The organism is Aquirhabdus sp. (assembly GCF_046462495.1).
In the GTDB taxonomy this organism is placed as follows: domain Bacteria; phylum Pseudomonadota; class Gammaproteobacteria; order Pseudomonadales; family Moraxellaceae; genus Aquirhabdus.
Genome location: NZ_JBKGVE010000003.1, coordinates 56,664 through 71,868 on the forward strand (window position 1 = coordinate 56,664; position 15,205 = coordinate 71,868).

General features: G+C 48.4%; 18 protein-coding genes. 14 read left to right on the top strand and 4 right to left on the bottom strand.

The window, feature by feature from the left end; all coding sequences use genetic code 11:
* Positions 1-59: 59 nt before the first annotated feature.
* Together bioB and ACLHG7_RS01950 are read right to left on the bottom strand one after the other, a co-directional pair.
* On the bottom strand, positions 60-1,049 hold the full coding sequence (bioB, locus tag ACLHG7_RS01945) for a biotin synthase BioB (protein ID WP_410209401.1): 990 nt from the start codon (positions 1,047-1,049) through the stop codon (positions 60-62).
* 49 nt (positions 1,050-1,098) lie between these two features.
* Positions 1,099-1,590, bottom strand: a complete 492-nt coding sequence (locus tag ACLHG7_RS01950; protein ID WP_410209402.1) for an SCP-2 sterol transfer family protein — start codon at positions 1,588-1,590, stop codon at positions 1,099-1,101.
* 452 nt (positions 1,591-2,042) lie between these two features.
* On the opposite strand from ACLHG7_RS01950, the gene phoB reads away from it, so the two are divergent.
* Together phoB and phoR are read left to right on the top strand one after the other, a co-directional pair.
* Complete coding sequence (gene phoB / locus ACLHG7_RS01955) at positions 2,043-2,753, top strand: phosphate regulon transcriptional regulator PhoB (protein ID WP_114899555.1); 711 nt, start codon at positions 2,043-2,045, stop codon at positions 2,751-2,753.
* 61 nt (positions 2,754-2,814) lie between these two features.
* A complete protein-coding gene (phoR, locus tag ACLHG7_RS01960; protein WP_410209403.1) occupies positions 2,815-4,122 on the top strand; it encodes a phosphate regulon sensor histidine kinase PhoR in 1,308 nt (435 codons plus the stop codon).
* Between the two features lie 84 nt (positions 4,123-4,206).
* Here the strand turns inward: phoR and ACLHG7_RS01965 are convergent, their stop codons facing one another.
* Entirely contained in the window at positions 4,207-5,220 is a 1,014-nt protein-coding gene (locus ACLHG7_RS01965; protein WP_410209404.1) for an NAD(P)-dependent alcohol dehydrogenase, read from the bottom strand.
* 127 nt (positions 5,221-5,347) lie between these two features.
* Positions 5,348-6,367, bottom strand: a complete 1,020-nt coding sequence (locus ACLHG7_RS01970) for an alpha/beta fold hydrolase (RefSeq protein ID WP_410209405.1) — start codon at positions 6,365-6,367, stop codon at positions 5,348-5,350.
* Between the two features lie 257 nt (positions 6,368-6,624).
* Here ACLHG7_RS01970 and ureA point away from each other — a divergent pair, with 257 nt between their 5' ends.
* The 12 genes from ureA to ACLHG7_RS02030 all read left to right on the top strand — a co-directional run bounded on the left by ureA (position 6,625) and on the right by ACLHG7_RS02030 (position 15,184).
* On the top strand, positions 6,625-6,927 hold the full coding sequence (ureA, locus tag ACLHG7_RS01975; RefSeq protein ID WP_410209406.1) for an urease subunit gamma: 303 nt from the start codon (positions 6,625-6,627) through the stop codon (positions 6,925-6,927).
* 48 nt (positions 6,928-6,975) lie between these two features.
* On the top strand, positions 6,976-7,314 hold the full coding sequence (locus ACLHG7_RS01980) for an urease subunit beta (protein ID WP_410209673.1): 339 nt from the start codon (positions 6,976-6,978) through the stop codon (positions 7,312-7,314).
* Positions 7,315-7,316: 2 nt separating this feature from the next.
* Positions 7,317-9,032: an urease subunit alpha gene (gene ureC, locus ACLHG7_RS01985; protein ID WP_410209407.1), complete on the top strand. Its 1,716-nt coding sequence runs from the start codon at positions 7,317-7,319 to the stop codon at positions 9,030-9,032.
* A gap of 82 nt (positions 9,033-9,114) precedes the next feature.
* Positions 9,115-9,588 (top strand): urease accessory protein UreE, encoded by a 474-nt coding sequence (ureE, locus tag ACLHG7_RS01990; RefSeq protein WP_410209408.1) that lies wholly within the window; start codon positions 9,115-9,117, stop codon positions 9,586-9,588.
* 43 nt (positions 9,589-9,631) lie between these two features.
* Complete coding sequence (locus ACLHG7_RS01995; protein ID WP_410209674.1) at positions 9,632-10,300, top strand: urease accessory protein UreF; 669 nt, start codon at positions 9,632-9,634, stop codon at positions 10,298-10,300.
* A gap of 36 nt (positions 10,301-10,336) precedes the next feature.
* Positions 10,337-10,954, top strand: a complete 618-nt coding sequence (ureG, locus tag ACLHG7_RS02000; RefSeq protein WP_410209409.1) for an urease accessory protein UreG — start codon at positions 10,337-10,339, stop codon at positions 10,952-10,954.
* A gap of 41 nt (positions 10,955-10,995) precedes the next feature.
* On the top strand, positions 10,996-11,571 hold the full coding sequence (locus ACLHG7_RS02005; RefSeq protein WP_410209410.1) for a HupE/UreJ family protein: 576 nt from the start codon (positions 10,996-10,998) through the stop codon (positions 11,569-11,571).
* A gap of 93 nt (positions 11,572-11,664) precedes the next feature.
* Complete coding sequence (gene mdtD, locus ACLHG7_RS02010; RefSeq protein WP_410209411.1) at positions 11,665-13,107, top strand: multidrug transporter subunit MdtD; 1,443 nt, start codon at positions 11,665-11,667, stop codon at positions 13,105-13,107.
* Positions 13,108-13,169: 62 nt separating this feature from the next.
* Entirely contained in the window at positions 13,170-13,922 is a 753-nt protein-coding gene (locus ACLHG7_RS02015) for a carbon-nitrogen hydrolase family protein (RefSeq protein ID WP_410209412.1), read from the top strand.
* 51 nt (positions 13,923-13,973) lie between these two features.
* Positions 13,974-14,438 (top strand): GNAT family N-acetyltransferase, encoded by a 465-nt coding sequence (locus ACLHG7_RS02020; RefSeq protein ID WP_410209413.1) that lies wholly within the window; start codon positions 13,974-13,976, stop codon positions 14,436-14,438.
* A complete protein-coding gene (locus ACLHG7_RS02025) occupies positions 14,435-14,689 on the top strand; it encodes a hypothetical protein (RefSeq protein ID WP_410209414.1) in 255 nt (84 codons plus the stop codon). Before ACLHG7_RS02020 ends, ACLHG7_RS02025 begins: the two co-directional genes overlap by 4 nt.
* A gap of 84 nt (positions 14,690-14,773) precedes the next feature.
* Positions 14,774-15,184 carry a VOC family protein gene (locus ACLHG7_RS02030; protein WP_410209415.1) on the top strand — a complete coding sequence of 137 codons (411 nt, stop codon included), beginning with the start codon at positions 14,774-14,776 and terminating at the stop codon, positions 15,182-15,184.
* Positions 15,185-15,205 lie beyond the last annotated feature (21 nt).

Here is a 15,205-nt window from a genome sequence, read left to right on the forward strand (position 1 = left end):
CGACTAAAACAAAAATCCCCCTGTGATGAAGGGGGATTTTTTATACATCAAGATTGCAATTACGCACTCATCGCATCAAGCGCCGTCAACTTCACATCAACACGAGCGGCTTCACGGTGTAAGCCGAGCGTCTCAAATAACCGGTCATCACGTGATGAATCGGCATTGGGTGTCGTCAATAGCTTCTCACCATAAAACAGTGAATTCGCGCCAGCTAAGAATGCTAATGCTTGTTCAGAATCTGTGAGCCCTTCACGACCTGCCGACAAGCGCACATAGCTCTTTGGCATCAAAATACGCGCAACAGCGATAGTTTTAATCCACTCAATCACCGGCAGTTGCGGGGTATCGCCTAGGGGGGTTCCTTCTACAGCAACCAGCAGATTTAGCGGCACGGATTCAGGATGCAAAGGTAAGGTCGATAACTCATGCAGCAGACCCACACGATCCTGACGCGACTCACCCAATCCAACGATTCCGCCACTACAGACTTTCATGCCTGAGGCACGGACATGAGACAAGGTATCCAAGCGGTCATCAAAGGTACGAGTACGGATGATATGTGCGTAGTGCTCGCGAGAGGTATCCAGATTATGATTGTAATAATCCAGCCCAGCTTCCGCCAAACGCTCTGCTTGGTTGGAGGACAACATGCCCAAAGTCATACAGGTCTCAAGCCCCATGGCTTTGACTTCTTTGACCAGTTCCAGCACATAAGGCATATCACGCTCATGTGGATTACGCCATGCTGCACCCATACAGAAACGTGAAGCACCGGTATCACGTGCGGCCTTGGCCGCTTCTAAAACTTTTTCAATCGCAATTTTCTTTTCAGGAACGAGTGCAGTCTGGTGATGAGCGGATTGTGAGCAATAATCGCAATCTTCGGGGCAATTGCCAGTCTTGATTGAAAGCAGGGTGCTGACCTGAATTGCATTGGCATCAAAATGCTGACGATGGACAGTCTGCGCCTGAAACATCAAATCATTGAAGGGTAAATCAAAGAGTGCCGCGATCTCATCGCGTGTCCAATCATTACGTAGCATCATTTCAACCTATCCTATTGCCGAAAAACAATCTAACCTGAATCTAACCGTTTTATGCAGAGCGTGCACGTGTAAAACGTGACTGCAACTTACGCGCATGTTTGAGCGCAGGCTTGACTTTGGCCAAGATCGGTTTCGGAATCTTTGGCACAATCATTTTTGAAGCTTGGTTAAACCACATCAATAAACTAAAGTCGCCTTCCATTTGTACAGAGCCATCTTGCATGCCGGTCATAAATGCCGCTGGATTCCCCTGTTTGAGAATCTGTACCGCTGAGTCGCCATCTTTAAAACGTAAAGTGAAATCTGGTTTTGGTGCAAGACCACTAGCCATGCTGACCTGATTATTCAGCACCGTAAAATTACGGGCGATGCCATCTTGCGACTCAATCTGAATGGTGAATGAACGATTTTCTAAAATCGCCTTAAATTCTGGACTGGTATACGCCAACTGAATCATGCGTAGCCCTAAACCCGCTAACAACAAATCAAACGGATGCGTAGATAGATTGAGCACTGGTAGTTGAACGACAGGAAGAGTCATAGTAGAAGCTCGCATGGAGGATATAAGTTGGCATATACACATAGTGCTTAATCAAAAAAAAAATTAGATGCCGATGTTTAAAATATAAAATACCGTCTCAATGAGACCCATCATAGACACGATGCATTTATGCAATACAACCTGTCAAAAAGACAAAACGGCATTCACTCTAGCACCAGTTGTTGATGCTGTCACTGACATTAAGATCAAAAATAGTGGGCTTTTGTCGATAATCTGGGCGAATTACGGGATGAAAGACGATAAGCAAGAATCTTGCCGTAATCAAACCGTAACAATATTCGTTGTAATATTACTGTCATTATTAGTTTGACGTTGCTTTTGGATATTGTTTAACTATCGTTAAACTTAAAAATATCCTAAACAATTGTCACGATCTGGTTATCACGCATTGCACTGGGCAGTGTGTTGCCAGCAAATGGATCACAGAAACCATGACAGACCGTATTTTAATTGTTGACGACGAAGCCCCTATTCGTGAAATGATTCACACCGCGCTTGATCTCGCAGGCTTTGACTGCGTGCAAGCCGAAGATGCCCGTACCGCACATGCCATTATCGTCGATCAACGCCCAGCACTCATCTTACTCGATTGGATGATGCCGGGCAGTATGAGCGGGATTGAGCTTTGTCGCCGCTTAAAGAAAGATGAGTCCCTCTCTGAAATACCCGTCATTATGCTGACCGCTCGCGGAGAAGAAGACAACAAAGTGCAAGGTCTTGATGCAGGCGCCGATGACTATATGACCAAACCCTTCTCGACTCGTGAATTAGTCTCGCGCATAAAAGCGGTTTTGCGCCGTGCCAGTGCGCTTAATGCCGACCGTGCAATCAATGCCGATGGCTTGACATTAGATCCGGTGAGCCAGCGCATCAGTGTTGGAACGCATACGGTTGAAATGGGGCCGACTGAATATCGCCTGCTCGCTTTCTTTATGACGCACCCAGAACGTGCATACACCCGCACTCAAATGCTTGATCAAGTGTGGGGTGGTAATGTCTACGTGGAAGATCGCACCATTGATGTGCATATTCGCCGTTTACGCAAAGTATTAGAGCCACATGGCTTTGATCGCTTTATTCAAACGGTGCGAGGTACAGGATATCGTTTCTCGACCCGCATCGACTTGCAACCGGCAACTTAAAGCCATAAGGGCAGATCATAATGATTCACAGCATTCTGCTGAAATCGGCTAAACTGCCCACATGAGTAATTCAACGACCTCTTTATTAGACTTTGTCTATCAGGATTTATTACGTTTAATTGGGCTGGTGCTAATCTTTTTTTGCATCGGCTGGGTCGTTGGTATGCCTTGGCTGGCGGTCTTGCTGGCTTTGTTTCTATTTTTACTTTTACAGTGGTATTCACTGTATCGACTCTATCGCTGGATGCAGCACACGCCCGATCAAGAACCTCCTGAACTGGGTGGTGTCTGGTCTGCACTGTTGTACAACATCACCCGTATCCAGATCAGTGAACATCGTTCACGCAAAAATCTGCTGGGTGTCATCAGCCGTGCACAAACCTCTGTTGCCGCGCTTGAAGAAGCGGTGGTCCTGATCGATGCTAGTTCACTGATTGAGTGGTGGAATCCTGCTGCAGAAAAAATACTGGGCTTAAAGTCTGGCGATCAAGGTCGCAATATCCTGAATTTCTGCCGTGCCCCAGAGTTTGTCAGTTACTACCAACAAGGTAACTATAGCCAAGAGATTAAGCTTAAATCGTGGATTAATGAAGCGCGTTACTTTCAATGTAAACTCACCCGCTTTGGGCAAAATGATCGCTTGCTGGTCGCTTACGATGTTACCCGCTTGCATAATTTAGAGTTAATGCGCAAAGACTTTGTAGACAATGTTTCGCATGAGCTACGTACCCCGTTGACTGTACTGTCGGGCTATCTTGAAACCTACATGGATCAGGATGACCTTAACCCACGCTGGCGCCGTGGCTTTGAACAAATGCGCCAACAAACCACACGCATGACTAACATTGTCAAAGACTTGCTATTGCTATCACGCCTGGAAAATAGCAGTGCACAGACTGAACGCAAAGTCATTGATATGCCCTATTTATTGAACAAAATCTTTGATGATGCTCAAGCCTATAATGCTGAATTCAAGCACGAGTTGAATCTGGAGATCGAAAGCTTCCGCAGTATTCTCGGCGCTGAGCAAGAGCTGACCAGTGCGTTTACCAACCTGATTACCAATGCAATTAAGTACACACCCAAAGGCGGCATCATCAGAGTCCGCTGGTTTGATGATGGCGATGACTGCTGCTTTAGCGTGACGGACAACGGGATCGGCATTGAGTCGCATCATATTAATCGTTTGACAGAGCGATTTTACCGTGTTGATAGTGACCGCAGCCGTGATACCGGAGGTACGGGGCTGGGGCTCGCTATCGTGAAACACGTTATGCTGCAGCATGAGGGACGCTTGGAGATCACCTCAAAGCGTGAGCAAGGCTCGACGTTTCTATGCCGCTTTCCTAAAGAGCGATTGGTTGAATAGTCAAGTAATCCTTAAGTTCCCCCATAAAAAAAAGCCAGCGTCATATACTCTGGCTTTTTCAGATTTCTCATCACCACATCAACATCAAAAGTCCGCTTTTAACACCACGCGATAACGCGCTTTGCCACTTTTAACATGCTCAATGGCTTCATTGATCTGCGACATTGGAAACTCTTCGACTTGCGGCGCAATCCCATGGCGGGCAGCAAAATCAAGCATAGTACGCAGCGCCCAGGGTGAACCCGTGGGTGAACCTGACACACTCTTCGCACCGCCAATCAAGCTAAAAGCAGGAACAGGAATCGGCTCTAGCACGGCACCAACCACATGCAGCGTGCCTTCTGGGGCAAGCGCGGAAAGATAAGAGTTCCATTCCAGCGGTACATTCACCGTACTTACGATGAGATCAAGCGTGCCTTTGATCTTGGCAAGTTCAGCTTTGCTGCGGCTGGATACCACCTGATGCGCGCCCATTGCTTTGACTTCATCAATCTTTTCTGGATTCGAACTGAAAGCGGTAACTTCACAGCCCCATGCCTTAAACAATTTGATCGCCATATGACCTAGACCACCAATGCCCACCACACCCACTTTATGAATCGGCAAGGTGTTATGTTGCAAGAGTGGTGCGAATACCGTGATACCACCACATAGCATTGGACCCATTTTGGCCGGATCGACATTGTCTGGTAGCGGAATCGCCCATTGCCAACTGGCACGAACTTTTTCAGCAAAGCCGCCATGATGACCAATGATCGTTGCGGTTGATGTTGCGCAGAGGTTTTGTTTACCGTGGATACACGGATCGCAATATTGACAACTGTCGGCAGTCCAACCGATACCCACCGTTTGCCCGATTTCGAGTCCACGGGCTTCTGCACCCAATGCTGTAATCTTGCCAATAATTTCATGACCACCAACAACGGGGTAAATACTATTGCCCCATTCGTTATCAATCACAGAAATATCAGAGTGACAGATTCCGCAATATTCAACTTTGACTTCAACTTCATGCGCTTTGAGCGCACCAGCTTCATATTGAAAAGCTTGTAAGGGTTGATTGGCCGCAAGTGCGGCATAGGCACGAATTGTCGTCATCACAGTTCCACTCATCCAATTTGAAATGTCTGTTTTAGCCCCAAATCAGCAAAAGATAAAGGGGACTCTTGTGACAACCAGAATCAGTCCCTCTCCCCTCAATCTTCATATCACCGAGCGGATTAAATTATGCAGCGGATAAACCGTGATGATCTTTGACTTTATGCTTTTTGGACAATTGCCGCCAAAAACCCAATAAAGCACGCGCCGTCATTTGCGGCACTTCAACCATGGGCAAATGCCCAACTTCACTGAAGACTTTCACCTCGGCTTGCGGAATGAGCTGTTTGAATACGGTGGCGCAGGAAGCATGTAGTATGCGATCTTTCTCTCCCCACAGCACCAAAGTCGGCGAAGTGATATGGGCAATTCCTTCAAACATGGTCGGTGGGGCATGCTCAAGTAACTGGTGAAACATATGCTGATTGATATGGCGTCTTGAAACCAGCTCCTGATACATCAAGGGCACCAATAACGCCGTCAATGTCCAGCGGTTATAAGACATCACAGTACTCATCATACGGACAACATCGGTCAGACGATGCGCAATCAAATGATTGTTCCCCTTTTTCAGCTCTTGCTCAAAATGAGTCGACTCGGGGCCAAATACCCCTAATGCATTCATGAGCGTTAAGCTGAGTATTTTTTCTGGGTGGCGCGCCGTAAAGAGAGCAGCAATGCCTCCACCCATCGAACTGCCCACGATATGAAACTGACTGGGCATATAGCGCCCAGTCCAATTGTCGACGCGATCAAGCTGTTTTTCTAAACTATATTGCTCAACATAGTTAAACTCACTCTCACCCCAACCCGGTAAATCCAGTACAAATACCCGATAACGTCGGGTTAGAAACGGCAGTAATAACACCCAGTTTTCTTTACTCGAAGCAAAGCCGTGCAGGAGTAAGACAGGCTCGCCATGCGGATTACCGCCTTCAAGCCAGACAATCTTTTGAGATTTAACGAAAGTACTGCGACGTTTCATACCTGTCGCGTAGCCTTGAACTTTACGCAGTAGTGCGGTCGTGAGGCCCGACGGTTCCCAGTTTTTAAGGGCTTTGATATTGATGGGTTTTGGATTGTTCTTTAAAGCCGATTGCAACTCATCAATAAACGACTCTACACTATTCTCTACGAAATCAGACATTCACTACGCTCCACATCTTGCTTAACCGCTCAAATGACACCCCCAATGAAGTGTCCGCTTAATCACAATTTGTAATATGATCAGACTGTATCTGAAAGCTTGAAGTAAGCGATTAGCATTTTCTTCCAGATGGATGAAAGATTAGGCGCGGAATGTCAAGTGAGGCATATGACTTATTCAAAATAGGTTATCGCTCTTGGTATGATTCTTTCATAACTATTTAAGACTGATCAGCAATACCCGCAAAAGGAAGCACCATGGAACTCACGCCGCACGAAAAAGACAAAATGCTGATATTCACCGCAGGACTTGTGGCAGAAAGACGCAAAGCTCGCGGTTTAAAACTCAACTATCCTGAAGCCATTGCCTATATCTCTGCGGCGCTATTAGAAGGTGCTCGTGATGGCAAGAGCGTCAGTGAGCTCATGCACTACGGGACTACCCTGCTCACCCGTAATGATGTAATGGATGGTATTGCGGACATGATCCATGAGATTCAAGTCGAAGCGACCTTTCCTGATGGCTCAAAACTGGTCACGGTTCATCAACCGATTATCTGATCGCAGCAAATCAATGATCTGTACAGCACACTAAAAAGGGAAAACATGATGATTGCTGGTGAATATTTCCTCGATGAAGGCGACATAGAACTCAATGCCGGACGCGAAACACGCACGCTTGATATTACCAATGTCGGTGATCGTCCAATTCAAGTGGGTTCGCATTTTCATTTCTTTGAAGTCAATGATGGGCTGCTATTTGATCGTGCAGCCGCTCGTGGATTTCGGCTCAATATCGCTGCGGGTACTGCCGTACGCTTTGAGCCCGGTCAAACACGCCGTGTGGAATTGGTTGAACTGGCAGGACTAAAAACGGTCTACGGCTTTCAAGGACGGGTCATGGGTCCGCTATCAGATACAGACGGCAATACTGCTACCGAGAATTAATCATGAAAATGTCACGCCGCGCTTATTCAGAAATGTTTGGTCCAACCAAAGGGGATCGTGTTCGTCTTGCCGATACCGACCTCATCGCCGAAGTGGAACACGACTACACCGTATACGGCGAGGAAGTAAAATTTGGGGGCGGCAAGGTCATCCGTGACGGCATGGGTCAATCCCAACTGCTGGCTGCAGATGTTGCCGACACCGTCATCACCAATGCGCTCATCATCGACTACTGGGGTATCGTCAAAGCCGATGTCGGCATCAAGAATGGTCGCATCTGGAAAATCGGTAAAGCAGGCAATCCAGACATCCAGCCCAATGTCGATATCCCTTTAGGTGCAGCAACCGAAGTCATCGCAGGCGAAGGACAAATCCTGACTGCTGGTGGTATTGATACTCATATCCACTGGATCGCCCCCCAGCAAGTTGAAACCGCTCTGATGTCTGGCATCACGACCATGGTTGGTGGTGGCACGGGTCCTGCGGCTGGCACCAGTGCAACGACCGTGACACCGGGTCCTTGGCATATGGCGCGTATGCTACAAGCGATTGATAGCTTACCGATGAATATTGGTTTATTGGGCAAAGGTAATGTCAGTTTGCCACAGCCCATTGAAGAGCAAATCCGCGCGGGCGCAATTGGATTAAAACTACATGAGGACTGGGGTACAACACCAGCAGCAATCGATAACTGTCTATCGGTCGCGGATCGCTTTGATGTGCAAGTTGCGATTCACTCAGACACCTTGAATGAAGCGGGCTTCCTTGAAACTACTCTTGCAGCCTTTAAAGACAGGACCATCCATACCTACCATACCGAAGGCGCTGGTGGCGGTCATGCACCCGATATCTTAAGAGCCATTGGTGCAGCCAATGTGCTGCCCTCCTCAACCAACCCGACACGACCATTCACGGTTAATACCATTGATGAGCATCTCGATATGCTGATGGTCTGTCACCACCTTGATCCCGCTATTGCCGAAGATGTCGCCTTTGCTGAAAGCCGTATCCGCCGTGAGACGATTGCGGCTGAAGACATCTTGCAGGACCTCGGTGCGATCTCAATGATGAGTTCGGACTCGCAAGCCATGGGTCGTGTCGGTGAGGTGATCATCCGCACATGGCAAACTGCACATAAAATGAAAGTACAGCGTGGAGGCCTCATCCTGCTCGACGGCTCAAGCGATAGCTCACGCAATGACAATAACCGCATCAAACGCTATATCGCCAAATACACAATTAATCCTGCGATTACTCACGGACTCTCCCATGAGGTCGGTTCGGTTGAGGTCGGTAAACTCGCCGACCTCGTACTCTGGCGTCCGCCCTTCTTTGGTGTAAAACCGTCGATGATTATCAAAGGCGGGATGATTGCAGCAGCGCCGATGGGTGATATCAACGCCTCAATCCCAACCCCACAACCCGTGCATTTCCGTCCGATGTTTGGGGCATTGCCTGAAGGTGTACATGCTTCTAGCCTAACCTTCCTCTCGCAACTGGCGATTGACGAAGGCGTGCATCATCAGTTGAAACTGAAGAAACAAGTCAGTGCAGTCTCTAAAACCCGCGAACTACGCAAAAGTGATATGAAACTCAATGACTATTTGCCAGTGATGGAAGTTGATCCTGAGACTTATCATGTGCGTGCGGATGGGGTATTACTGACCTGTGAGCCTGCGGATGTGTTGCCGCTGACGCAAAGGTATTTTTTATTTTAAGGAAATTTCCATTTATTAAGACTAAAAAATCAATATTGCCTTGTCTAAAAAGCTGGGCAATTCACCCCAATGGAATACATTCATGAACCTCTACACTATCCGCCTCCCAAAGGACTTCCAGCCCAAAGCAGACGTTGAAACCCTTGCCCTGCCTTTTGACACCCGTCAAAAATCTCGCTTCCGCGCAACCCTCGCGAGCGGCGTTGACATCGGTGTGGATCTGCCGCGTACGGGTGTGCTACGCAGTGGCGCATATATTGCGACGCAGACCGATGAAGCCTTGCGAATCATTGCAGCTCCTGAGACGGTCATGCAAGCTTCGGCATCGGATTCGTTCACTTTGCTTAAAGCCGCCTATCACTTGGGGAATCGTCACGTACCGCTCATGCTCACCCCCGATGCCGTTTACTTTGAGCCCGATCATGTACTGGCAGAAATGGTCGAAGGTTTGGGGCTGACAGTGGCAAGGATGCAACATCCGTTTGAGCCCGAAAGCGGCGCTTATGCGCAGCATGCGCATGAAACACGATTGCGCCCACTACCAGTTCACCACTAAAGGTTGATCCAAACAACTCATGTCTAATCTGACTCAAAGCGCCATCCCGATCACGACACCACAATCCTTATTGAGATTGTTGATGTTGAGCTCGACTGCACTGCCCGTGGGTGCATACTGCTACTCTCAAGGCGTGGAGTCGGCGATTGATCGGGAGTGGATTCGGAATGAATCGACTGCTCTTGCCTATTTTGAAGATGTGCTGGAGCTGATGCTTACGCGATTTGAACTGCCGATGCTGGCGCGTATGATGCAGGCAAGCCGTGACAAAAATAATGCAGAGTTCCAGCAGCTTGCAGCGCAATATTGTGCCAGCCGGGAAAGCAGTGAACTGCTCGCAGAAACACGGCAATTGGGATTCTCTCTCACCGCTTGGGTACGGGAAGTCGCCAAAATTCCGGTGACGGTTGATGAGCGTTTGGGCTTCCTACCTGTCTATGCGGTGCTGTGTGTCAGCCTAGGGCTGCAAACAGAAGAATGCCTAACCGCATATGCCTTTACCCAACTTGAGAATCTTGTACTTGCAGCGGTTAAAACCGTGCCCCTCGGGCAAATCAGTGGCCAGCGAATTTTATGGGCAGTCTATGCACAAGTCCCCGCAGGTGTGGCGCGCGCTTTGCAAAGTGATGCGATCATCAGCAGTAGCTTACCAGGACTTGCGATGTTATCGATTGGGCACGAAAGTCAGTATTCACGTTTATTTAGATCTTAGTACATCACCTATATTTAAAGGAAAAAGGAACATCTCATGTCTGAACGCTCTCCCCTTCGCGTCGGTATCGGCGGTCCTGTTGGCTCAGGCAAAACAGCGCTAACACTCAACCTCTGCCGCGTCCTGCGTACCCGCTATAACCTTGCCGTAGTGACCAACGACATCTATACCAAAGAAGACTCAAACTTCCTAACCCGTAACGAAGCCTTGTCGCCCGACCGTATCGTTGGTGTTGAAACAGGCGGTTGTCCACATACCGCGATTCGCGAAGATGCCTCAATTAACCTTGCGGCAATTGCCGATCTCAATCGTAAATTCCCGAATCTTGAGCTCATTCTAATTGAAAGTGGCGGGGATAATTTGGCGGCAACCTTTAGCCCAGAACTCTCTGACCTTACGCTTTATGTGATCGACGTCGCAGGCGGCGAAAAGATTCCACGCAAAGGCGGCCCCGGCATTACCAAGTCAGACCTCTTGATCATCAATAAAACCGACTTAGCTCCAATGGTCGGCGCGTCTCTTGAGATCATGGCGCAAGATGCCAAACGCATGCGCGGCGATCGTCCTTTTCAATTTTCCAATATGAAAGATGGTGATGGACTGGATGAGATTATCGCGTTCATCGAAAAGCAAGGTTTACTCACCGCTTCTTAAGCAAGTGTCCTCTACATTTTAGATTTCCATGGAGTATAAATATGCGTATTTCTCGACTGGCTGTATTATTCACGACCTTACTGGCCTCAAGCTTCGCTCTCGCCCATCCGGGTCATGCAGGACATCAGGCGGCTTTTGTTGAAGGTTTGCTGCACCCGTTAACTGGACTCGACCATCTCGCGATGGGCTTGGGTTTTGGTTTACTCATGGCACGTACCTTCAAGCGTGCCCGCGTTGCTGGGCTTGTATTTCTTATGGGTGCATTGGTTGCGGGCTTTAGTTTAGGCGTAGCCGGATTGATCGGTGCGGATTGGGCTGAGTACGGGATTGGTGCTTCACTGCTTGTGCTCGCAGTCGCCTTATGGATGCGTTCGCATTCGGCATTTCTCGGCATAGTGGCGGCCTTAGGCCTCTTCCATGGCGTTGCACATGGGGCTGAGGTTCCTGCCGGACTCAATCCAGCAGTGTTCCTCGCAGGAATGCTGGTGACTTTGGGCGGCTTATATGGCACTGGCTTACTACTGGGTCGTACGCTACAGCGCTACGCCAGCCAGTATGTCAAAGGCGGTGAACGTCTTGCAGCAGTACTTGCAGGCTCTGCCATTTTCTTTGGCTAATGTTTTTTGAGTAAGGATTGTAAATCATAAGCGCTATCCTGCTTTGATAGCGTAAGCTTTGATACTTTCTGCCTTGATAAGAAGCGAAATCGTATGACGTCCAGCAGCGACACGCCAAGTATGGCATCTGATAAGCCCCAGAACTATAGACCACTCCTGTGGCTAGTTGCGATGGGGTTCTTCATGCAAGCTCTGGACTCTACGATTGTAAATACCGCCTTGCCCGCCATGGCACGAAGCCTTGGCGAAAGCCCACTGCGCATGCAGTCAGTCATCATCGCCTATATGCTCACCATGGCGATCATCATCCCAGTCAGTGGCTGGCTTGCAGATCGCGTTGGTACGCGTAAGATTTTCTTCAGTGCGATCTTCCTGTTTACGCTGGGTTCGATTCTTTGCGCCAGCTCACAAACACTACCGCTGCTCGTGGCTTCTCGTGTGGTACAAGGCGTCGGCGGTGCAATGCTACTCCCTGTAGGGCGATTGACCATGCTGCGTGCCTTGCCACGTCACTTGTTTTTGCCCGCGATGAGTTTTATCACTATTCCCGGTCTTATAGGTCCGCTGATTGGTCCGACTCTCGGGGGCTGGCTCGTTGAAGCATTATCGTGGCATTGGATCTTTCTGATCAACGTTCCGATCGGGATCATTGGCGGACTTGCCACATTACGTTTTATGCCCGATATCCGTAGTGATGCGTTGATGCCTTTTGACAGTGCAGGGTATTTCCTATTGACCAGTGGCATGGTGGCATTATCGATTGCTCTGGATGGACTATCAGAACTCCATCTGCCTCACGCCACCGTGATGCTGCTCCTGATTTTTGGATTTGTATCCCTCACCACCTATTGGCTACATGCGGGTCGTAAAGGGGATGCTGCCTTATTTAGTCTTAAACTTTTTATCTTGCCGAGTTATCGAATTGGGGTTTTGGGCAATCTGTTTGCACGCATCGGTAGCGGCAGTATGCCGTTCTTGTTGCCACTGCTACTACAAGTTTGCTTAGGTCATACTCCTGCTGAAGCCGGGATGATGATGATCCCAGTGGCCCTCGCAGCGATGCTGTCCAAGAACTTTGTCACGCCACTGGTACGTAAGTTTGGTTATCGCCAAGTGCTGGTTGCCAATACGGTATTGGTGGGACTCAGCATCGCCAGTTTTGCGCTGATGACCGGTGACGAACCTACATGGCTGCGTGTGATTCACATGGGACTCTTTGGCTTCTTTAACTCCATTCAGTTCACCTGTATGAATACGTTGACCTTAAAAGACCTCGATGGCAAGCTGGCCAGCAGTGGCAATGGACTGCTGTCAATGGTGATGATGCTGTCGATGAGTTTGGGGGTTGCCAGTGCTGCAGCGGTCTTGGCTGGGTTTACCCAGATCATGGGTAATGTGGCAAATACCTTAGAGGCCTTCCACTCCACCTTTATTTGTGTAGGGCTCATGACCTCGGCTGCTGCATGGATTTTCTGGCAATTGCCACACGATGAACCTGTTGTAACTGAAAAATCGGATACAGCGCTGGTTGAGTGAGTCTAAAACTCTCGGTGCGGCCCCATTCTTATCCATGAAGAACTTCTGAGTCTGAGTACGTTATGTCTACGCTCCGTATTGCCGCCGCACAATCGATATCTCTCGCAGGGGACATTGCTGCCAATATCGACATTCATCTGAAATTCATGCGTGCAGCGCATCAAACAGGCGTAAACTTTTTGGTTTTTCCAGAGCTATCGCTCTCTGGTTATGAACTACCTTTACTCAAGAGTCTCGCGATCAAACCCGACGATACCCGCCTAGGTCCCATTCGGAAATTGGTCAACGAAATACAGATGACCGTGGTGATCGGTGTTCCTCTTGAAGCAGCGGATGGTATCACCATCAGCGCGATCACTTTTTTTCCCGATGACACGATGCAGACATACCATAAACAATATGTACATAGCAGCGAAGCACCTTATGCAATCAGCGGCGAAAGAATTAATCTCAAATACCCGCTTGGAGACGAGTCATTTGCACTTGGAATTTGTGCGGATACCACGCACCCCATTCATGCAGAACAGGCCGCAGCGACGGGGGCTTCACTCTATGTTGCCAGTGTATTAGTCTCTGAATCGGGCTATGCTAAAGATGCGGCTCTACTACAAGGCTATGCAAAGCAGCATCACATAGGCGTGCTTATGGCCAATCATGCGGGGCCTTCAGGAGAATATATCTCCGCAGGAAAAAGTGCATTCTGGGCACCTGATGGCAGCTTAATTGTGACCGCTCTCGGCACGGGAAATGCTTTAATAATTGCGACAAAGAATGGAAGCACATGGTCTGGTGAAGTGATCGATGTGACTCTCTAAGCACTAAGACCAAGAGCATTCAACGCTCCTTTGATTTGCAGAGTATAGAATATGTCCAAAATTGCGCCGATCACGCTTTCAGCAGTCCAGACCGATGACTTCGAGCAACTCGTTGAAATTCGTATTGCGGCGATGCGAGAGAGCCTGGAACGGATTGGACGCTTTGATCCGGAGCGCGCGAGGGAGCGTTTTCGCCAGGGCTTCTCACCAGAGCACACGCGCTTTATTGAAATCAATGGTCGTAAAGTGGGCTTTGTCGTAGTCAAACCCGTACTCAATCAATTGTTGCTCGACCATCTGTATGTCCTCCCCAAAGCACAAAGAAAAAAAGTAGGCAGTCAAGTTTTAGCCCATATCTTTATCGAAGCTGACACTCAAGGTCTGCCCATACGTGTTGGCGCCTTGAAAGACAGTGATTCCAATCGCTTTTATCAGCGCCATGGCTTTAGGCGCATTGAACAAGATGAATTTGATAACTACTATATTCGACACACGATTAGGAATATTGATTCATGAAATTCATTTCATTACGGGTTAAAACTGCACTACTCGTTCACGGTTATACCGAAGACCATAAAGAAATTACTGAAATCGTCAATGACGAGTTGTTTGTTGAAAAACTGATTGCCGTTGATCGCATTCAATCGGTGACGGAAAAATATCTGCTTGTATCGTCTTCTCATGGCAGGATCATGTATTTGGGATATGAAGGTAATCTGGCTTCTGTCACTGAGCGTTTAAACCGCGCAGGACTGGTGATTCAATAAGCTGTCACAAACAAGATTTATGCTCATCCAATAAAAAGATTCACCCCGCCACAACAACGCAAAACAACCACAAAGGAATGCATCATGGAACTGAATATTTATCTCTCATTTAAAGGTCAATGCGAAGAAGCGTTTAATTTCTACGCCAAGGTTTTGGGTGGAACCATCACCATGAAGTTCACCCATAAAGACTCGCCGATGGCGGCTGAAACAGCTCCTGAATGGCTGGATAAGATCATGCATATGCGTATGAACATCGGTCAATCTGTGCTGATGGGTGCAGATATGCCTGAGGGTCATCAAGTCACGCCACAAGGTTTTAATGCCTCTCTACAAATCAAAGATCCTGCTGAGGCGGAACGTGTATTTGCTGGACTCGCCGAAAATGGCACGATCCATATGCCGATCGCAGAAACCTTTTGGGCGCAGCGCTTTGGCATGTTGGTCGATCAGTTCGGGATTCCCTGGATGATCAACTGCGAGAAAGCGATGTAAATGTCTGCGCTCCATATCTAA